This window comes from Pseudomonas sp. NPDC087615 (assembly GCF_044743445.1).
GTDB classification, from domain to species: domain Bacteria; phylum Pseudomonadota; class Gammaproteobacteria; order Pseudomonadales; family Pseudomonadaceae; genus Aquipseudomonas; species Aquipseudomonas baetica_A.
On record NZ_JBIUWM010000039.1, the window covers coordinates 1 to 21122 of the forward strand.

The following is a 21122-nucleotide window of genomic DNA, read 5'->3' on the forward strand; positions in this document are numbered from 1 at the left end:
CATGCCGGCCGGTGCCGAAGAAGGCATCAAGAAAGGCATGTACCTGCTCGAAGAAGACACCCGCGAAGCGGCACACCACGTACAGCTGATGGGCTCCGGCACCATCCTGCGTGAAGTGCGTGAAGCGGCGAAGATTCTGCGTGAAGAGTTCAACGTCGGCGCCGACGTGTGGAGCGTCACCAGCTTCAACGAACTGCGTCGCGACGGCCTGGCCGTAGAGCGCAGCAACCGTCTGAAGCCTGGCCAGAAGCCTAAGCAGAGCTACGTTGAAGAGTGCCTGAGCGGCCGTAAAGGTCCGGTTATCGCCTCTACCGACTACATGAAGCTGTTCGCCGAGCAGATCCGTCAGTGGGTACCGTCCAAGGAATTCAAAGTCCTGGGCACCGACGGTTTCGGCCGCAGCGACAGCCGCAAGAAACTGCGTCATTTCTTCGAAGTCGACCGTCATTTCGTGGTGCTGGCAGCCCTGGAAGCACTGGCTGACCGTGGCGATATCGAACCTAAGGTCGTGGCTGAAGCCATCACCAAGTTCGGCATCGACCCGGAAAAACGCAACCCACTGGACTGCTGAGGAGAAACTCTGTGAGCGAACTCATTCGCGTACCTGACATCGGCAGCGGTGAAGGTGAAGTAATTGAACTGTTTGTGAAGGTCGGCGACCGCATCGAAGCCGACCAGAGCATCCTGACTCTGGAATCGGACAAGGCCAGCATGGAAGTGCCGGCCCCGAAGGCTGGCGTCATCAAAAGCCTGAAAGTGAAGCTGGGCGACCGCCTGAAAGAAGGCGACGAACTGCTTGAGCTGGAAGTCGAGGGCGCCGCGCAAGCGGCCCCTGCGCCTGCCGCCGCGCCTGCTGCCAAAGCCGAAGAAAAACCGGCCGCCGCACCTGCTGCTGCCGCGCCAGCCGCTGCCCCTGCTGCCCCTGCTGCCGCTTCGGTTCAGCAAGTGCACGTGCCGGACATCGGTTCGTCGGGCAAGGCCCAGATCATCGAGATTCAGGTCAAGGTCGGCGACACCGTCGAGGCTGATCAATCGTTGATCACCCTGGAGTCCGACAAGGCCAGCATGGAAATCCCGTCGCCTGCTGCGGGCGTGGTCAAGGCCATCAGCGTCAAGCTCAACGACGAAGTCGGCACGGGCGACCTGATTCTGGATCTGGAAGTGGCAGGTGCTGCGGCACCGGCTGCAGCCGCTCCAGCTCAGGCCGCTGCGCCAGCCGCTGCTGCTGCGCCGGCTCCTGCTGCCGCTCCAGCGGCACCTGTAGCCGACAGCGTTCAGGACATCCACGTTCCGGACATCGGCTCGGCCGGTAAGGCCAAGATCATCGAAGTGTTGGTCAAGGCTGGCGACACCGTCGAGGCTGATCAATCGCTGATCACTCTGGAATCCGACAAGGCGAGCATGGAAATTCCATCGCCTGCTGCTGGCGTGGTGGAAAGCGTTTCCATCAAGCTGGACGACGAAGTCGGCACCGGCGACCTGATCCTCAAGCTGAAAGTCAAAGGCGCGGCCCCTGCTGCTGCCCCGGCTCCAGCCGCTGCTGCGCCAAGTGCTCCTGCGCCTGCCGCTGCTGCTCCGGCAGCCGCTGCACCTGCTGCTGCCGCGCCGGTTGCGGCGCCGGCCAAGCCGGGCGCCAAAGTGCACGCCGGCCCTGCCGTGCGTCAACTGGCCCGTGAGTTCGGTGTTGAACTGAACGCTGTCGGCGCCAGCGGTCCACACGGTCGCATCCTCAAAGAAGACGTGCAGGTTTACGTCAAAGCGATGATGCAGAAGGCCAAGGAAGCACCGGCCGCTGCTGCTGGCGCAACCGGTGGCGCAGGCATCCCGCCGATTCCGGTCGTCGACTTCAGCCGTTTCGGCGAAATCGAAGAAGTGCCGATGACTCGCCTGATGCAGATCGGCGCGTCGAGCCTGCACCGCAGCTGGCTGAACATCCCGCACGTGACTCAATTCGACTCGGCTGATATCACCGAGCTGGAAGCGTTCCGCGTTGCCCAGAAAGCCGTTGCAGAGAAGGCTGGCGTCAAGCTGACCATCCTGCCGCTGCTGCTCAAGTCATGCGCGCACATGCTCAAGGAACTGCCGGACTTCAACAGTTCGCTGGCGCCAAGCGGCAAAGCGATCATCCGCAAGAAATACGTGAACATCGGCTTCGCCGTCGACACCCCGGATGGCCTGCTGGTACCGGTCATCAAGAACGTCGACCAGAAGAGCCTGTTGCAACTGGCCGCCGAAGCCGCTGCGCTGGCCGCCAAGGCCCGCGACAAGAAGCTCACCGCTGACGACATGCAAGGCGCCTGCTTCACCATTTCCAGCCTCGGCCACATTGGCGGCACCGGCTTCACGCCGATCGTCAACGCGCCGGAAGTGGCGATCCTCGGTGTTTCCAAGGCAACCATCCAGCCAGTCTGGGACGGCAAAGCCTTCCAGCCGAAACTGATGCTGCCACTGTCGCTGTCCTACGATCACCGTGTGATCAACGGCGCCGCCGCTGCACGCTTCACCCAGCGTCTGGGCAGCCTGCTGGCGGACATCCGCACCATCCTGCTGTAATCCCAAGCGGCCCTCCGGTAACGGAGGGCCGCTTGTGCTTCACGTTTTCGAGCGCCACACGCTCGCACCTCAACCCCGTCAGTTTGACGGGGCTTTTTTTTGTCTCGCGAAAACCATGCTGCGGTTTTTTCCCACAGGTTGTACTGACATCAGCTACGACCACCGTCCACTTCGCGACGATATTTTTGTCCCCTACATAACTAGTCTTGATACAGCAAAGTTAATTAAAAATTCTTGCCTTAGTTATTCCCAATCAAACGTTAATTCGAATGGATTCGAACATGTTCAAACCGACTATCGGCCCACTCATCGGCCACATCACAACTAACCATGCGCGAATCCTTATTCGCGGCGACTATCAAAGCAATGCAGCAGTATTTGCTGCAATCCGTTACCGCAGTTCCGGATCACAACACTGGTCAAAAGGCACATTCGCCAAGTTAAGCGCGCTACGCGACATGATGGAAGTACTGACACTCAACAACTTGAGTACTGATACCGAGTATGAGTACCAGGCGGTATGGTTCAGCCCGATGAATCCCGTGCATACCGTCCACAGTGTGGCGGAGTTGCCGCTGCAGTGGCCGAGGGAGATTTACCGGTTTCGCACCCGCTCCAGCAAGGCCTTGCAACCTCGTGCTTACATCGTCGGCTCATGCCGCTACCTGCGCATGACAGCAGGTATCGCATCGCTGCCCCATTTAGGCGACCGGATCTTTGCATCTATAAACCAGTTGATCGAAGGCGCACAGCCGCCGATCAGTGCAACGCTCATGACGGGAGACCAAATCTATGTCGATGACCTGAACCTGATTGCACCGGATCGGGAATATAAAGATATTCTTGCAAAGTACCGCGCAGCGTTTTCACAACCCAACATACAACGACTGATGTCAACTACTTCGACCTACATGATTCTTGATGATCATGAGATCGAAGACAACTGGCCGGCAAACGCCGGTAAATCCGATCACGAGTTGTATCGCAATGCCATGGCCGCTTATGAGTTGTATCAAGTCAGTCACAGCCCGGCACACTCACTCACAACGAGTGGTCAAGTTGATCGTTCAACGCTTAAGCATTATTGGTATCAATTCAGCGACGGCGATATCGAGTGGTTTGTGACCGACAGTCGCACTCGCCGCAACGTGTCAGCCAGTGACCGCCGCATTCTCGATGAGGCGCAAGAGCAAGCATTGCTTAAATGGCTGATCAACAGCCCGGCACGGGTCAAGTTCGTGGTCACCAGCGTCATGTTCTACCCGGATCGCAAGCTTCACGGCGATGACGCCTGGAAAGCCTTTCCGGAACAGCGTCTGCGCCTGCTCGAAACCATCCGCACCCGACAGATCAAGAATGTCGTGTTCGTTTCTGGCGACGTACACGGCTCACTGACGTCGCGCCTGACACACAGCCAAGACCCGGACTTTGAAGTCCACACCATCGTTTCCTCGCCGCTGTGCAACAGCAAACTCTTGCCGTACGCCAAGGCGTCCACCTTCATCCTTGATCAGCCGTTGGTGCGCACGGCGGCGGGCGACTATATGCATGAATTGACCAGCGAGGTGGTCAGCAAGGACAACTTCGCCCACCTGGTGGTCGAGACTGATCAAATTTTGGTCAATTACCACGATCGCGACGGCAAAAAGCTGCAAACCATCAGCCTGAAACTGCGCTGAAACGCAAAAAAACGCAGTCTTCGGCAGCGCCTGCATAAGTTTCAACCCCCTGTAGGCACTGCCGCAAGCTGCGATCTTTGGCTCTTTTATCGCACCCACTGCAGAAATGCTCCGAGCAGCCGACACATTCTTATAGCACTTGGCCTTCATCACTCTTGTCAGTCAGTGCCGCAATGATGCAACCTTGCCGCAGGCAACAGTAAAGAGGGCGAGAGCCCGGCGCGTTCAGCATATTTCCAAGCGAGTTTCCTTCATGAAGAGCCAACCCGATGCCGCCAGCCGTATGGTGGCCGAGGTAGTGACACAGTTGCCTGTGCCCTCCCGGCTCGGCATGCTGCGTTTCGAGCGCTTGAATGAAGCCAGTTGGGCGATGCTGTTTCTTGATCCCAACTGCGAACGCCAGTTCGGTCAACCGGCCGTCGAACTCTGCGCACTGGTTGGCTCGCCTTACGCCAGCCTGATGGAGCCCGAAGCGCGTTATCAACTGCATGACGCGATCCAGCAGCAACTCAGCACGGGGCCGCACTATCTGGTGCGCTACACGTTGCACACCATGGCAGGCGTGTTGAGCATCCTCGAACTCGGCGAGGCGTATAAACAGCACAACCGTCATCTGCTGCGCGGCTATCTGCTGGCGGTTGATAACGTCTTTGACGATGCGCCGCCACTGCCCTCCGTTGACCTCGAAACCCAGAATTCCCGCCTGCAAATCGCTCTTGAACTGAACCAGCGCGCCCAGCAGGAACAACTGCAACATCTCGAACGCGTACGTGCCCAGCAAGATTTGATTCTGCTGCTCACCCGCCAACGCTACAGCTCGCACAACTCGCTGCAGGAAGCTGCCGAACTGATCACCCGCTGTGCCTGCGATATCTACGAAATCGACTGCGCCAGCCTGTGGAACCTCGACGGCCAGCAACTGGTGCCGATCTCGGCTTACCACCGCGCGACGCAGGAGTACATCCTGCCCGACGTGATCGACGTCAGCAGCTTCCCCGACTATATGGAGGCGCTGCACAGTAGCCGCGCCATTGACGCCCACAACGCGATGCGCGACCCGCGCACCCGCGAAATGGCCGAGGCCCTGCGCCCGCGTGACGTCAATGCCATGCTCGACGCCAGCATCCGCGTCGACGGCCAAGTAGTCGGCGTGTTGTGTCTGGAACAGACCGGTGTCACCCGCGCCTGGCAGTCCGACGAGATTGCCTTCGCCGGTGAGTTGGCCGACCAGTTCGCACAAGTGATCAACAACCACAATCGCCGCACCGCCACCAGCGCCCTGCACCTGTTCCAGCGTGCGGTCGAGCAAAGTGCCAACGCTTTTTTGCTGGTCAACTGCGACGGCGTGGTCGAGTACGTCAACCCCAGCTTCACCGCCATCACCCAGTACACCACCGAGGAAGTCCACGGCCAGCGTCTCTCGGAACTGCCGGCCCTGGAAAACCTCAGCGAGCTGCTGTTCGACGCGCCCTCGGCGCTGGCCAAGAGCAACAGCTGGCAGGGCGAATTCAAGAGCCGCCGCAAAAACCTCGAACCGTACTGGGGCCAGTTGTCGATCTCCAAGGTTTACGGCGACAACCGTGAGCTGACCCATTACATCGGCATCTACGAAGACATCACCCAGACCAAATTGGCGCAGCAACGCATCGAGCGTTTGGCGTACACCGACAACCTGACCAACCTCGGCAACCGGCCTGCATTTATTCGCAATCTGGACGAGCGCTTCGCCCGGGATAGCGACACCCCGATCAGCCTGCTGCTGGTGGACATCGACAATTTCAAACGGATCAACGACAGCCTCGGCCATCAGACCGGCGACAAACTGCTGATCAGCCTCGCCCGCCGTCTGCGCAACAGCCTGAGCCCGAGCGGCAGCCTCGCCCGTTTCGCCAGTAACGAATTCGCTGTGTTGCTCGACAACACCGACCTTGAGGCCGGCCAACAGATCGCCAGCCAGTTGCTGATGACCCTCGACAAACCGATGTTCGTCGACAACCAATTGATCAGCGTCACCGGCTCCGTAGGCCTGGCCTGCGCGCCGCTGCACGGCCGTGATCCACAAACCCTGATGCGTAACGCCGGTTTGGCCCTGCACAAAGCCAAGGCCAACGGCAAACATCAGGTGCAAGTCTTCACCGAGGCGCTGAATGCCGAGGCCAGTTACAAATTGTTCGTTGAGAACAACCTGCGCCGCGCCCTGACCCAGAATGAACTGGACGTGTTCTACCAGCCAAAACTGTGCTTGCGCAGTGGTCGCCTGCTGGGCATGGAAGCGCTGCTGCGCTGGAATCACCCGGAACGCGGAATGATTCGCCCGGACCAGTTCATCAGTGTCGCCGAAGAAACCGGCCTGATCATTCCGATCGGCAAATGGATCGCCCGTCAGGCCTGTCGCATGAGCAAAGCCCTGACAGCCGCCGGCATGGGCAATCTGCAAGTGGCGATCAATCTGTCGCCCAAGCAGTTCTCCGACCCTGACCTGGTCTCCTCCATCGCCAACATCCTCAAGGAAGAAGCGCTGCCGGCCAATCTGCTCGAACTGGAACTGACCGAAGGCCTGCTGCTCGAAGCCACCGAAGACACGCACTTGCAACTCGATCAGCTCAAGCGCCTGGGTCTGACCCTGGCCATGGACGACTTCGGCACCGGTTACTCGTCGCTCAGCTACCTGAAAAAATTCCCGATCGATGTCATCAAGATCGATCGCAGCTTCATCCACGAAATCCCCGACAACCAGGACGACATGGAAATCACCTCCGCGGTGATCGCCATGGCCCACAACCTGAAACTCAAAGTCGTGGCCGAAGGTATCGAGACAGCCGAACAACTGGCGTTCCTGCGTCGTCATCGCTGCGATGTCGGCCAAGGCTACCTGTTCGACCGGCCGATCCCGGGCGCCGAGCTGATACAGGCCCTCAAACGCTACCCACGCGGCCCGCTCTGCCTTTAACCCCTCCCCCGTGAGAAAGCCGCACATTTTGACTAGTGATTAACTGGGCATCATTGGGCACACTGGCGGTCTGACTTTTTACATCCCATCCTGACTGAGAGGAACGATCATGGTTCTGCGCTCGGAAATTCTGGTGAACAAAAACGTGCTCCCGACTAAAGATCAAGCTCTGCCCGGCCGCGAAACCGCGATGACCCTGCCGGAAAAACACTTCGTCTTCGAAGAAACCCCGCTGCTTGGCCCGTTTTTCCAGGACGTCGATTTTGCGATTTTCGGTCTGGGTTGCTTCTGGGGCGCCGAACGCCGCTTCTGGCAGCGTGAAGGCGTGGTCAGCACCGTGGTCGGTTACGCCGGCGGTTTCACGCCGAACCCGACTTACGAAGAAGTCTGCTCAGGCCTGACCGGCCACGCTGAAGTGGTGCTGGTGGTGTATGACAAGGCCAAGGTCAGCTACGAAGAGCTGCTGGCGATGTTCTGGGAACTGCACAACCCGACGCAGGGCATGCGTCAGGGCAACGACATCGGCACCCAGTACCGCTCGGTGATCTACGCGACCAGCCCTGCACATCTGGAAGCGGCGCTGAAGAGCAAGGCGACCTATCAGGCTGAGCTGTCGAAGGCGGGCCTGGGTGAAATCAGCACCGAGATCGAACAGGCACCGACCGTGTACTTCGCCGAGGCGTATCACCAGCAGTATCTGGCGAAAAATCCGGAAGGTTACTGCGGGATTGGCGGCACCGGCGTGTGCATGCCACCGAGCCTGGCGGGTAATTAAACCCCTTTGCTGATCGTTCCCACGCTACGCGTGGGAACGATCACTCAGTGATCAGCTCTCGGCAATCAACCAATCCATCTGCCACCCACCCTGGGTCTGGCCCAATTTCTTGGACAGCCACGGCAGCAACTCACGCAACTCTTCCTCCAGCCCCCACGGCGGATTGGCAATCGCCATCCCGGAGCCGTTCAGGCTGTTCGGCGTGTCCAGCGGATGCACCAGCAACTCCACGCGCAGCAACTTCGGCGCACCGGTGCCAGCCAAGTCCTGATAGAAACGGCGCAACGCGCGCTGATCCTTCACCGGATACCAGATCGCCGCCACGGTTTGGCGCATCCGGCCAATCGCCTCTTTCATCGATGCCGCACACCGCTGCATTTCATCGAGCTGTTCGAACGGCGGGTCAATCAACATCACCGCACGCTTCTCCTGCACAGGCAACATCGCCCGCGCCACATGCCAGCCCTCGCCCAGATGAACTTTCACCCGACGATCGCCGGCCATGTTGTCCTTGAGCAGCACGCCGTCTTGCGGGTGCTTCTCGTTGAGCATCAGCCGATCCTGCGGGCGGGTCAGACGTCGCGCCAGCTCCGGCGAGCCCGGGTAATAGCGCAACTGGCCATCCGGGTTCATCGCGTGCAGCACCTTCATGTAATCGGCGGTCAGCGCCGGCAAGTCGGGCTGATCCCACAACCGCGCGATGCCTTCCAGGTACTCGCCGGTGCGATTGGCCTGATCGCCCTGCAAGTCATACAGACCGATGCCGGCGTGGCTGTCGAGATAGGCAAACGGCTGCTCCTTGCGCGACATCAGGGCGATGAGGCGGGTCAAGGTCAGGTGTTTGAACACATCGGCGTGATTGCCGGCATGGAAGGCGTGACGATAATTCATGGCTGCTCCTGCGAAGGGCGCAAAGTTTACCTTTTACCGGCCGGCAAGTCAGGGGTTGGCGGCCGAGCGGCCTCTTACATGTTAAGAATCTGACCCACCCCCCTCGCCACAGGTCATTTATCTCGCTTAACTGGCAGGTACTCGCCGACAGGAAGTCCACCCCATGCGTCACCCGATCTTTTTCTCTCTGTGCCTGATCGGCTCAATGCACGCTGTTTCGGGCGAAAACCACATTGCGCAGGCCCGCCAAATGCTCAAGAACTACGGTTTGAGTCACTGCATCCTGAAGCCATTCAAAGAAAATTCAGCATTGAAAAAGGACATCGGTCTGTCCGCTGGTGCTTACTCGTTCATGGGCAAAGGCATGCAATCCGTCCTGCAAAATGAAGACACGCTGCAAGCGCTGCACGATCCATATAAAGAAACCAGAAACTATGTGTATGCGGCCTACGAGCAGACACCGTCGATCAGCAAACACTCGAACAGCAATGTCGTTTTTTATGGGTGCCTGGAGGTCTACAACTCAGAGGCTTTCGACAGTTTTATCAAGACTCAGGATCGCTACATCGCAGACTGACTGCCGTACCCTCAACGTCAAAAGATCGCAGCCTTCGGCAGCGCCTACAGGGAATTCTATGAGCTGCCGAAGGCTGCGATCTTTTGATCTTGCTCCTGAAAATTCAGGAAGGCATCGCGCGCAACCGCTTGCCGATGACATCGAGGACATCACACCCATCACGTAACGGAATCACGCAGAGCTGGGCGAAGTCGCTGAGGATCATCGAGTCGCACTCGATCGAGCCGCGCATGCACAGGTTTTCCAGCACCTGGACGACCGTGCGGATGCGATGGTTGGCAGCGTCCATCAGGATGTCGGAGGGGACGTGGGTGTCGATGAACAGGGTGGGCATGTCGCTGCAATTGCCGGTGAGGGCCATGAAGCGATTGTCGGGATGGGGGATGATTTTTTCGTAGGGTGGATCGGGATGCAAAGTCGTCATTTTGTTAGCTCCATGATTGATAAACGTAAGTCGCCAACGCACCTTCCTACAGGTTTGGGTGGCAGCTGTGCGCAAGAGTAGGAACCGAGCAATCATGGACCTCGGTCACGCCGAAGCGTGTCCCACGCACAGCCGCCGCGAACGATCTTACGGACTTGAATCAAGTGCCGCAAAAATCCAACGAACTGTAACGTCATGAAAGCGAGGGTTCCTACACCCTGCCACCACTCTCGCAGTGACAACGAAAAGACTATCCCTGCAACCCATCGCCCACCAGTTCATGAAAACCGCCGCAACTCGAAGGAAACGTCCGAAGCCTTCGCCCGGAAATGTCACTCCGACTCTGCCAGCAAATACGCCAACAACGCCGATTGCGACGATTCTTCCGACGTTGAACGCTGAAAAAACTGCCCGATCTTGCAGCGCAAAACCGCCTCGGGAAATGCCTCGAACAATGCGGGATGCTCCTCGCTCAGCCACTGCACGGCGTTGCCCACCCGGACGTCATTCCCCGCCGAAGCCAACACCGAGTCAGGCACCGTCCACCAAGGAAACACACGCCCCGAAACCTGCGCCCGCCCCCCGATGTCCAAGGCCTGACCATTGATCAGTCCGCGTGAAATCATCGGCAAAAGCTGCGCCGCATCCACTGCATCGGACTGCAAGATCGGCAACAAAAACCGCCCATCCCAAAACCGAAAAAACACCGTTTTACCGCTCGGCATCAGCACCTGAGTCAGGCTGCGAAAATGCTCGACCACCACTTCCAGGCTCGCCGAAGACACCGCCAACCAGCCCCAGTCACGGGACTCGGTAGTCGCCACCCAATCCAGAAACTCACTGTCCGCCGCGACAATTCCCACATAGGGCATCACCGCGTCCCACTCGGCGTAAATCGTGTCCGCCCAGATCGGGCTCGATGTCACCGGCGGCGGCTTGGCATCACTGGCATTGCTGAAGATCGCGAACAACTGCTCTGCCGGTTTCAGCGGTTCACGCGCCAACCATGCGCGCGGCTCAAGCAAGTCAGGCTGCACAGACACCGTCCTTGCAGCGCTCGCACTCTTCGCAGAACGGCGCATCGCCTTTAAAACTCATGATTTGCGCGGCCGTCAGCATTGCCGCCGGCGCCGCCGCCAATGTATCCGGCAACCCCGGCACACTCGGCGCCGCACTCATCGCCGCCATCGGCGCGCCACCCACAACAATCGGTACGCTGCTGAAAATCCCGCCGGGGCCGATGTTGATCCACTTCCCGCCCGCCTGAATCGTCGCGCTCGCGCCGCCGTCGATCACCACTTGCTGGCCGGCGCTGACGTGGAATTGCGCACTGGCGCTGGTCGCCTGACTGCTCACGCGGATATGCCGATCACCCACCACCGTCAGATGATCGTCCTGCTTCACCTCGGTCTGGCGCTGGCCGTGGGTGATGCGTTGTTCATCGGCCTTAAGCTCATGTTTGGCGGTGCCGGTGACGACGATGCTGCGCTGGTTGTCGACCTGCACCTGCTGATCGTGCAGCACATGCTGCGTCCAGTTGCGCTGGGCGCGCAGGTAGATTTCCTCGGCGCCTTTTTTATCCTCGATGCGCAGTTCGTTGTAGCCCCCGCCACCGGGGCTGCTCTGGCTACGGAAGAGGCTGCGGGTTTTCTCGGCCGGCAGGTCCAGCGGTACCGGGGTGGCGGCGTTTGGCAGGCAACCCATTACCAACGGTTTATCGGCATCGGCATCGATGAACCCGACCAGCACTTCCATGCCGACTCTTGGGATCAGCACACTGCCGTAGCCGTCGTGCGCCCAACCCGTGGCGACCCGCAGCCAGCAACTGGAATGTTCGTTGAACTCGCCGTCACGGTCCCAGGCCAGTTGCACCTTGACCCGACCGTATTCGTCGCAATGTATTTCGCTGTCCTGAGGCCCGGTGACGACGGCTGGTTGATACCCGCGCACCTGCGGCTTCGCCCCCAAGGCTGGGCGAAAGAACACGTCCCACGGTGTGGCGAGAAAGGTATTACGGTAACCCTGGAACTCTTCCCCATCACTGTTCACCGATTCCTCCAGCACTTGCGGCTGTCGGCCACGGTGTTCAATGGCCGTCAGCAACCAGAGATCGTTCCAGTCCTGACGCGGATGCTCGGTAAGTTGCAGGAAATGTCCGCTAACCAGTGCCGACTCATCGCTGATGCCTTCGGCCTGACGGTAATCGGCGGCATGCCGCTCAAGTGCACGTTGAGCCAGGTGTTTGCCGGTTTCCCGATCATCGAATTGTCCGGGAAAGTGATAATCCTCCAGCACCGGGCGCTGCTCGCCGTCGATGCGGCTTTCCAGTTGCAGGCGCGGCTTTTCAAAGTTGTAGTCGCGCCGGGTGACTACGCTGGTACGGGTTTCCACGCGAACGTTGAAACGCTTGATCGCTGGCCCTCCGCCCGCCATGCCACTTCCCGGCAAATACAGCTTCGGTTGCGCCAATCGCGGGAACACGGTTTGATCATCGCCGAACACCAGCAAGTGGCCTTCGGGACTGTGCTGAAAGTGGTAATGAATACCGACTTCCGCACACAGGCGCTGGATGAACGCCAGATCGCTCTCGGCGTACTGCACGCAATATTCACGCTGCGGGTAGTCGCTGGCGAGGTGAAACTCAAAGGCATCGCGCAGAATCGCGTGATCCTTAAGGATCTGCGCCACGATCTGCGGCACGGTCTGATGCTGGAATATCCGCTGATTGATCCGCTGCCCAAGGTATGTCAGACGCGGGACAAGGCTTACGTGATAGCGCGTCAGACGTTTCCCGGAGTCGCCCTGCCCAACCTGATAAATCTGACCATGGACGCCGGAACCGTCTGCATCAAAACTCAGAAACGCCTGACAGTGCAGCAGGCTTTCCAGGTCCAGATCCGGCCGCTCGCTGACCAGTTCCAGTTCAAAACGAAAGGGTTGGCTGATGGCTTCCTTGCCCGTGAACTCAAGAACCTTGAGGTCATGCTGGGCGCCTTCGAGGGTCAACGTGAAACGCGGTTGATTGGCAGGCGCGAACATCCGATGTCTCTCTGCAGAATGAGGGCGGGCGATTCTGCATCAGGGGCAAGGGGTGCTGAGCGGGTGACGGGAAAATCAGATTCCCCCTACTTTTACTGTCGAATAATCCTCCGAAAGTCGACGCATCCGACTACAGACACAGCCCTCAAAACCACCACGACCCCCTATAAGAGTGAGCCTGCTCGCTCCTATAGGGGGTCGTGGTGAATCAGAGATAGTGCAGGCACAAAAAAACGGCCCGCCTCTTGTAGGAGACGGGCCGTTTTCTGTGAGCCTCAGCTCAGTACAATCACTTGTTCAGGTGGAAATCTTTTTCCGCCGCTTCGAAGCGCTGCACCATGCCTTTGGTTGGCTCGCCCAGTTTGCTGACGATGAAGATAGCCAGGCTGGCGAAGATGAAGCCCGGGATGATTTCGTACAGACCCATCAGCTCGAAATGCTTCCAGACCACCACGGTGATCGCGCCGACCAGGATACCGGCCAGTGCGCCGTCGCGGGTCATGCCTTTCCAGATCACCGAGATCAGTACAACCGGACCAAACGCGGCACCGAAACCGGCCCAGGCGTAGGACACCAGACCCAGTACACGGTTATCCGGATTGGACGCCAGACCGATAGCGATCAGTGCGACCAACAGCACCATGGTGCGACCGACCCAGACCAGTTCGGTTTGCGAAGCGGATTTGCGCACGAAGGTTTTGTAGAAGTCTTCCGTCAGAGAACTGGAGCACACCAGCAACTGGCAGCTCAGGGTACTCATCACTGCCGCCAGGATCGCCGACAGCAGGACACCGGCAACCCATGGGTTGAACAGGATCTTGGTCAGTTCGATGAACACACGCTCAGGGTTTTCGGTGACTGCGCCTGCCATTTCCGGGTGCGCCGAGAAGTAAGCGATACCGAAGAAACCAACAGCCACGGTGCCAGCCAGGCACAGGATCATCCAGGTCATGGAGATGCGGCGAGCCTTGGCAATCGATTTCACCGAATCAGCGGCCATGAAACGCGCGAGGATGTGAGGCTGACCGAAGTAGCCCAAACCCCAGCCCATCAACGAGATGATGCCGATGAAAGTGGTGCCCTTGAGCATGTCGAAGTTGCTTGGGTCCTTGGCTTCGATGGCCAGGAACGTGGTGTCGACGCCACCGGTCGCCAGCAGCACGATGATCGGCGTGAGGATCAGAGCGAAGATCATCAGCGTGGCTTGCACGGTGTCAGTCCAGCTCACCGCGAGGAAACCGCCAATAAAGGTGTAGGCAATCGTCGCCGCAGCACCGGCCCACAGCGCCGTCTCGTAAGACATGCCGAAGGTGCTTTCGAACAGACGGGCGCCGGCCACGATGCCGGAAGCACAGTAGATGGTGAAGAACACCAGAATCACGATCGCCGAGATGATCCGCAGCAGGCCGCTTTTGTCTTCGAAGCGGCTGGCGAAGTAGTCCGGCAGGGTCAAGGCATCACCGTTGTGCTCGGTCTGCACACGCAGACGGCCGGCGACGAACAGCCAGTTCAGGTAGGCGCCGATCACCAGACCGATGGCGATCCAGCCTTCAGACAGACCGGACATGTAGATGGCGCCCGGCAGGCCCATCAGCAACCAGCCACTCATGTCGGAAGCACCGGCAGACAGGGCCGTTACGACACTGCCCAAGCTGCGGCCGCCAAGAATATAGTCAGAAAGGTTGTTGGTGGAGCGATAGGCCATCAAGCCGATCAGCACCATTGCTGCGATGTAGATCACGAACGTGATCAGGGTTGGATTGCTTACGCTCATTGAGTTACGCCCTGGCTTTGTTTTTATGTAGCAACGGTGGTGAATCGTGCACAAACGACTAAGTTTGGCAGACGATTCCGTATCCCGCGCATTTAGGACTGATGTTTCCCCAGGAAAGCCACCAGCCGGTACACCGGGTATCCCGGTTGCACCTTGGGCGCGAATGCTATGCAACAAATCAAATAAGGTGCAACCAGTTTCGACCGAATAAGTTGCACCTAGTCGGATTTATCGACAATCGCCCCGTTTTTGCTCCCTTTTGTGGCAGTCATGGCTCTTGGCTAGAAGCAAAAGCACCAAGCAGGGGCAGCACTTTCGTGCCAGAAATTAATTCCTGACGAACTGCCTGTTTTTCCGACAAAAAAAGGGTTGCACCCGGTTGCACCTCTTTCAACGCGCGGCTAATCTTGCCGCCAGCTGATGCCACGCAACTGTGGCAACCATGAGGATAAAAATATGGCTACCACCACCCTTGGGGTCAAACTCGATGACCCAACCCGCGAGCGCCTGAAGGCGGCCGCAACCTCGATTGATCGCACGCCGCACTGGCTGATCAAGCAGGCAATTTTCAATTACCTGGAAAAACTCGAGGGTGGTGCAACCCTGACCGAGCTGAACGGCCTGACCGCCAAGGACGCCGATGACGCGGGCGAAGTCCACACCGATCACGCCCACCAGTGCTTCCTCGAATTCGCTGAAAGCATCCTGCCGCAATCGGTACTGCGTGCTTCGATCACCGCCGCTTACCGTCGCCCTGAGCCGGAAGTGGTGCCGATGCTGATCGAGCAGGCGCGACTGCCGGCAACGATGGCCGAAGCCACCAATAAGCTCGCCGCGACCATCGCGGAAAAACTGCGTAACCAGAAGAGTGCCGGCGGTCGTGCAGGCATTGTTCAGGGCCTGCTGCAGGAATTCTCCCTGTCGTCCCAGGAAGGTGTGGCGCTGATGTGCCTGGCCGAAGCGCTGCTGCGCATCCCGGACAAAGGCACTCGCGACGCGTTGATCCGCGACAAGATCAGCACCGGCAACTGGCATCCGCACCTGGGCAACAGCCCTTCGCTGTTCGTCAACGCGGCCACTTGGGGCCTGCTGCTGACCGGCAAGCTTGTGTCCACGCACAACGAAGCCGGCCTGACGTCGTCGCTGAGCCGCATCATCGGCAAGAGCGGCGAGCCGATGATCCGCAAGGGCGTCGACATGGCCATGCGCCTGATGGGCGAGCAGTTCGTGACCGGCGAAACCATCGCCGAAGCGTTGGCCAATGCGAGCAAGTTCGAAGCCAAGGGCTTCCGTTATTCCTACGACATGCTCGGTGAAGCCGCACTCACCGAACACGACGCGCAGAAGTACCTCGCGTCGTACGAACAAGCCATTCACTCGATCGGCAAAGCCTCCCACGGTCGTGGGATTTATGAAGGCCCGGGCATTTCCATCAAGCTGTCGGCACTGCACCCGCGTTACAGCCGTGCGCAGTACGAGCGCGTGATGGAAGAGCTGTACCCACGCCTGCTGTCGCTGACCCTGCTGGCCAAGCAATACGACATCGGCCTGAACATCGACGCCGAAGAAGCCGACCGTCTGGAACTATCGCTGGATCTGCTTGAGCGCCTGTGCTTCGAGCCGCAACTGACGGGCTGGAACGGCATTGGTTTCGTGATCCAGGCTTATCAGAAGCGTTGCCCGTATGTGATTGATTACGTGATCGATCTGGCGCGCCGCAGCCGTCATCGCCTGATGATCCGTCTGGTGAAAGGCGCGTACTGGGACAGCGAAATCAAGCGCGCTCAGGTCGAAGGCCTGGAGGGCTATCCGGTCTACACCCGCAAGGTGTACACCGACGTTTCCTACATTGCCTGCGCACGCAAACTGCTGTCGGTGCCGGAAGTCATCTACCCGCAGTTCGCCACGCACAACGCCCACACCCTGTCGGCGATTTACCACATTGCCGGTCAGAACTATTACCCGGGCCAGTACGAATTCCAGTGCCTGCACGGCATGGGCGAACCGCTCTACGAGCAGGTTGTAGGCAAAGTTTCCGAAGGCAAGCTGAACCGTCCGTGCCGCGTGTACGCGCCGGTCGGTACCCACGAAACCCTGCTGGCGTATCTGGTCCGTCGTCTGCTGGAAAACGGCGCGAACACTTCGTTCGTCAACCGCATTGCCGACCAGTCGATTTCAATTCAGGAACTGGTGGCCGATCCGGTTGCTCAGATCGAGCAAATGGCAACCGTGGAAGGTGGCTTCGGCCTGCCGCACCCACGCATCCCACTGCCGCGTGACTTGTATGGCGCCGAGCGCGCCAACTCCAGCGGCATCGACATGGCCAACGAACATCGTCTGGCGTCGCTGTCCTGCGCCCTGCTCGCGACCGCGCACAACGACTGGAAAGCAGCGCCGATGCTCGGCTGCGCTTCCAGCAACGAAACGCCGGCAGCGGTGCTGAACCCGTCGGATCACCGCGATGTGGTCGGTCATGTGCAAGAAGCCACCGTCGAAGACGTCGACAACGCGATTCAATGCGCCCTCAATGCTGCGCCGATCTGGCAGGCTACCCCGCCCGCCGAACGCGCAGCGATTCTGGAGCGTGCCGCTGACCTGATGGAAGGCGAGATCCAGCCGCTGATGGGCCTGCTGGCGCGTGAAGCCGGCAAGACCTTCGCCAACGCCATTGCCGAAGTCCGTGAAGCAGTCGACTTCCTGCGTTATTACGCGGTGCAGGCGCGCAACGATTTCAGCAACGACGCCCACCGCCCACTGGGCCCGGTGGTGTGCATCAGCCCTTGGAACTTCCCGCTGGCGATCTTCAGCGGTCAGGTCGCTGCGGCACTGGCTGCGGGTAACCCGGTCTTGGCCAAACCTGCAGAGCAAACCCCGCTGGTCGCCGCGCAAGCCGTGCGTTTGCTGCTCGAAGCCGGTATTCCGGAAGGCGTGCTGCAACTGCTGCCGGGTCGTGGTGAAACCGTCGGTGCCGGTCTGGTCGGTGACGAGCGCGTCAAAGGCGTGATGTTCACTGGCTCCACCGAAGTGGCGCGTCTGCTGCAACGCAACATCGCTGGCCGTCTCGACAGCCAGGGCCGCCCGATTCCGCTGATCGCTGAAACCGGCGGCCAGAACGCGATGATCGTCGACTCCTCGGCACTCACCGAACAAGTCGTCATTGATGTGGTGTCCTCGGCCTTCGATAGCGCCGGTCAGCGTTGCTCGGCCCTGCGTGTGCTGTGCTTGCAGGAAGATTCCGCCGATCGTGTCATCGAAATGCTCAAAGGCGCGATGGCCGAGGCTCGACTCGGCAACCCTGAGCGCCTGTCCGTGGACATCGGCCCGGTGATCGACGCCGAAGCCAAGGCTGGCATCGACAAGCACATCCAGGGCATGCGCGATAAAGGTCGTAACGTTTACCAGGTGGCGATCGCCGACACCGAAGAAGTCAAACGCGGCACCTTCGTCATGCCGACCTTGATCGAATTGGAAAGCTTCGACGAACTGCAACGCGAGATCTTCGGTCCGGTGCTGCACGTGGTTCGCTACAAGCGTAAAGAGATCGACCAGTTGATCGGCCAGATCAATGCATCCGGTTACGGCCTGACCCTCGGCGTGCACACCCGCATCGACGAGACCATCGCCAAGGTGATCGACAACGTCAACGCCGGTAACGTCTACGTCAACCGCAACATTGTCGGTGCCGTGGTCGGCGTGCAGCCGTTCGGCGGCGAAGGCTTGTCGGGTACGGGTCCGAAGGCTGGTGGCCCGCTGTATCTGTACCGCTTGCTGTCGACGCGTCCTACCGACGCCATCGAACAATCCTTCGCTCGCGGTGATGCTGTCGTCGCCCCGGACGTTCGTTTGCGCGACGCCATGAGTAAGCCGCTGACAGCCCTGAAAGCCTGGGCTGAAAGCAACAAGTACGCGCAACTGAGCACGCTGTGCGCGCAGTACGCCGCACAATCGCAGAGCGGCATCACCCGCGTTCTCGCGGGCCCGACCGGCGAGAAGAACAGCTACGCGATCCTGCCGCGCGAGCACGTGCTGTGCCTGGCGGACGTCGAAGGTGATCTGCTGACGCAATTGGCGGCGGTATTGGCTGTAGGCGGTTCAGCGGTGTGGCCGGAATCCGACATCAGTAAGGCGTTGTTCGCTCGTCTGCCGAAGGAGATTCAGGCACGAATCAACCGGGTTGCTGACTGGAACAAAGACGAGGTGGTGTTTGATGCGGTTCTGCATCATGGCCATTCCGACCAGTTGCGCAGCGTTTGCCAGCAAATCGCCAAGCGCGCCGGCGCAATTGTTGGCGTTCAGGGCCTGTCCGAGGGCGAGACCAACATTGCGCTGGAGCGTCTGGTGATTGAGCGGGCGTTGAGCGTCAACACGGCAGCGGCGGGTGGTAACGCCAGCCTGATGACTATCGGTTAACACGCTGTAATTCCAGGCAACCGCAATGCTTGCCTGGAATGTCATTCCCCTGTGGGAGCGGGCTTGCTCGCGAATGCGGAGAATCAGTCGACATCAATGTTGCCTGACCCACCGCATTCGCGAGCAAGCCCGCGCCCACATTTGATTAGTGTTGCCCTCATTCCTGCATCACCGCCATCAATCATCCTGTTCAGCCTTTATTCCCCAGCCTAGACTCGGCCCAACCCAAAATTTCAGGTAGGCCGCCATGTCCGAGACGCTGCTCAGTTCCCGCAATCTGGCTTTCGAGCTGTATGAAGTCCTTGATGCCGAGGGCCTGACCCGGCGCGAGCGCTTTGCCGAACACAATCGCGAAACCTTCGACGCCGCCATCGGTACGGCGCGCAACATCGCCGAGAAATACTTCGCGCCGCACAACCGTAAGGGCGACGAGAACGAGCCGCGCTACGAGGACGGCCAGGCGATTCTGATTCCCGAGGTGAAACCGGCGGTGGATGCCTTCCTTGAGGCTGGCTTCCTCAACGCTGCGCGCAGTTTCGACGCTGGTGGCATGCAACTGCCTACTCTGCTTTCCCAAGCGTGCTTTGCGCACTTCCAGTCGGCCAACGCGGCTTCGACTTCGTACCCGTTCCTGACCATGGGCGCGGCGAATCTGATCGAGAGCTTTGGCACCGAAGAACAGAAGCAGCGCTTCCTGCAACCGATGATCGACGGCCGTTTCTTCGGCACCATGGCCCTCACCGAGCCGCATGCGGGCTCATCGCTGTCGGATATTCGTACCCGCGCCGAACCTTCGTCCGACGGCACTTACCGCCTCAAGGGCAACAAGATCTTCATTTCCGGGGGGGATCACCCGCTGTCGGAAAACATCGTGCACATGGTGCTGGCCAAACTGCCGGACGCCCCCGCTGGCGTTAAAGGCATCTCGCTGTTTATCGTGCCCAAGTTTCTGGTCAACGATGACGGCAGCCTGGGTAAACGCAACGACGTACTGTTGGCCGGGCTGTTTCACAAGATGGGCTGGCGCGGCACGACGTCCACCGCGCTGAACTTCGGCGATAACGGTGAGTGTGTCGGCTATCTGGTGGGCAAGCCGCATCAAGGTTTGAGCTACATGTTCCAGATGATGAACGAAGCGCGGATCGGCGTCGGCATGGGCGCGGTAATGCTCGGTTACGCCGGCTATCTCTACTCGCTGGAGTACGCCCGCGAACGCCCGCAAGGTCGCGTCCCGGACAGCAAAGACCCGACCACGGCGCCGGTGGCGATCATTCAGCACGCCGATGTCAGACGCATGCTGTTGACGCAAAAATCCTACGTTGAAGGGGCTTTTGACCTCGGCCTCTACGCCGCGCGGTTGTTCGATGACACCACAACACTGGAAACCGAAATCGAGCGCAAACAGGCGCATGAGCTACTGGATTTGCTGACGCCGATCGTCAAATCCTGGCCGTCGGAGTTCTGCCTGAAGGCCAATGAACTGGCGATCCAGATCCTCGGCGGTCACGGTTACACCCGCGAATATCCAGTGGAGCAGTATTACCGTGACAACCGCTTGAACCCGATCCACGAAGGCACCCACGGCATTCAGTCGCTTGACTTGCTCGGGCGCAAACTGGCGCAGAACGGTGGCGCGGGGCTCAAGCAATTGATCCGGTTGATCGCCGACACCGCCGAACGTGCCACCGCGTACGAATCGCTAACCGCATTGCGTGAGCCGCTGGAGAAACTGGTCGCGCGCCTGCAAGTGGTGACCATTGGTTTGCTGACCGATCTGGCGCAAGGCAAGGTCAATAGCAGCCTGGCGAATTCGGCGCTGTATCTGAAAGTGTTCGGGCATACGGTGATTGGCTGGCGCTGGCTGGAGCAGGCGATTCGCGCGGAGGAAGGCCTGGCCAAAGGTAATGCGGCGGATGCTGATTTCTATAAGGGCAAGTTACAGGCGGCGCGTTATTTTCTGACGTGGGAAGTGCCGGGTTGCCACCATGAGCTGGCGTTGCTCGAGGCGCGGGATGAAACGTGTCTGGGCATGCAGGATGCCTGGTTCTGA

The 21122-nt window shown here is 59.4% G+C and carries 13 protein-coding genes; 8 read left to right on the forward strand and 5 right to left on the reverse strand.

What is annotated here, in order from left to right; all coding sequences use genetic code 11:
* The 5 genes from ACIOU6_RS18930 to msrA all read left to right on the forward strand — a co-directional run.
* On the forward strand, window positions 1-571 hold a 571-nt coding region (locus ACIOU6_RS18930; protein WP_401138606.1), incomplete at its 5' end, for a transketolase-like TK C-terminal-containing protein.
* 11 nt (window positions 572-582) lie between these two features.
* Window positions 583-2553, forward strand: coding sequence for a dihydrolipoyllysine-residue acetyltransferase (aceF, locus tag ACIOU6_RS18935; protein WP_221731253.1), 1971 nt, complete (start codon window positions 583-585; stop codon window positions 2551-2553).
* A 281-nt stretch (window positions 2554-2834) separates the two neighbouring features.
* Entirely contained in the window at window positions 2835-4232 is a 1398-nt protein-coding gene (locus ACIOU6_RS18940) for an alkaline phosphatase D family protein (RefSeq protein WP_401138607.1), read from the forward strand.
* Between the two features lie 253 nt (window positions 4233-4485).
* The gene (locus tag ACIOU6_RS18945; protein WP_401138608.1) at window positions 4486-7182 is read left to right on the forward strand and encodes a putative bifunctional diguanylate cyclase/phosphodiesterase; all 2697 of its coding nucleotides are present in this window, start codon (window positions 4486-4488) and stop codon (window positions 7180-7182) included.
* A gap of 109 nt (window positions 7183-7291) precedes the next feature.
* Entirely contained in the window at window positions 7292-7957 is a 666-nt protein-coding gene (gene msrA / locus ACIOU6_RS18950; protein ID WP_221731256.1) for a peptide-methionine (S)-S-oxide reductase MsrA, read from the forward strand.
* 51 nt (window positions 7958-8008) lie between these two features.
* Here msrA and ACIOU6_RS18955 read toward each other — a convergent pair whose 3' ends face one another.
* The gene (locus tag ACIOU6_RS18955; protein ID WP_221731257.1) at window positions 8009-8848 is read right to left on the reverse strand and encodes a 23S rRNA (adenine(2030)-N(6))-methyltransferase RlmJ; all 840 of its coding nucleotides are present in this window, start codon (window positions 8846-8848) and stop codon (window positions 8009-8011) included.
* A 163-nt stretch (window positions 8849-9011) separates the two neighbouring features.
* Between ACIOU6_RS18955 and ACIOU6_RS18960 the strand changes: the two genes are divergently transcribed.
* Entirely contained in the window at window positions 9012-9425 is a 414-nt protein-coding gene (locus ACIOU6_RS18960) for a hypothetical protein (RefSeq protein ID WP_401138609.1), read from the forward strand.
* 103 nt (window positions 9426-9528) lie between these two features.
* On the opposite strand, the gene ACIOU6_RS18965 is transcribed toward ACIOU6_RS18960, so the two are convergent.
* From ACIOU6_RS18965 to putP, 4 genes are all read right to left on the reverse strand, one after another.
* On the reverse strand, window positions 9529-9849 hold the full coding sequence (locus tag ACIOU6_RS18965) for a hypothetical protein (RefSeq protein ID WP_123448335.1): 321 nt from the start codon (window positions 9847-9849) through the stop codon (window positions 9529-9531).
* A gap of 332 nt (window positions 9850-10181) precedes the next feature.
* A complete protein-coding gene (locus tag ACIOU6_RS18970; protein WP_401138610.1) occupies window positions 10182-10886 on the reverse strand; it encodes a DUF4123 domain-containing protein in 705 nt (234 codons plus the stop codon).
* The gene (locus ACIOU6_RS18975; protein WP_401138611.1) at window positions 10876-12888 is read right to left on the reverse strand and encodes a type VI secretion system tip protein VgrG; all 2013 of its coding nucleotides are present in this window, start codon (window positions 12886-12888) and stop codon (window positions 10876-10878) included. The genes ACIOU6_RS18970 and ACIOU6_RS18975 overlap by 11 nt, the downstream gene beginning before the upstream one ends.
* A 289-nt stretch (window positions 12889-13177) precedes the next feature.
* Window positions 13178-14662, reverse strand: a complete 1485-nt coding sequence (gene putP / locus ACIOU6_RS18980; RefSeq protein WP_221731262.1) for a sodium/proline symporter PutP — start codon at window positions 14660-14662, stop codon at window positions 13178-13180.
* Window positions 14663-15118: 456 nt separating this feature from the next.
* Between putP and putA the strand changes: the two genes are divergently transcribed.
* Together putA and ACIOU6_RS18990 are read left to right on the forward strand one after the other, a co-directional pair.
* Entirely contained in the window at window positions 15119-19072 is a 3954-nt protein-coding gene (gene putA, locus ACIOU6_RS18985; protein WP_221731263.1) for a trifunctional transcriptional regulator/proline dehydrogenase/L-glutamate gamma-semialdehyde dehydrogenase, read from the forward strand.
* A gap of 247 nt (window positions 19073-19319) precedes the next feature.
* On the forward strand, window positions 19320-21122 hold the full coding sequence (locus ACIOU6_RS18990; RefSeq protein WP_401138612.1) for an acyl-CoA dehydrogenase: 1803 nt from the start codon (window positions 19320-19322) through the stop codon (window positions 21120-21122).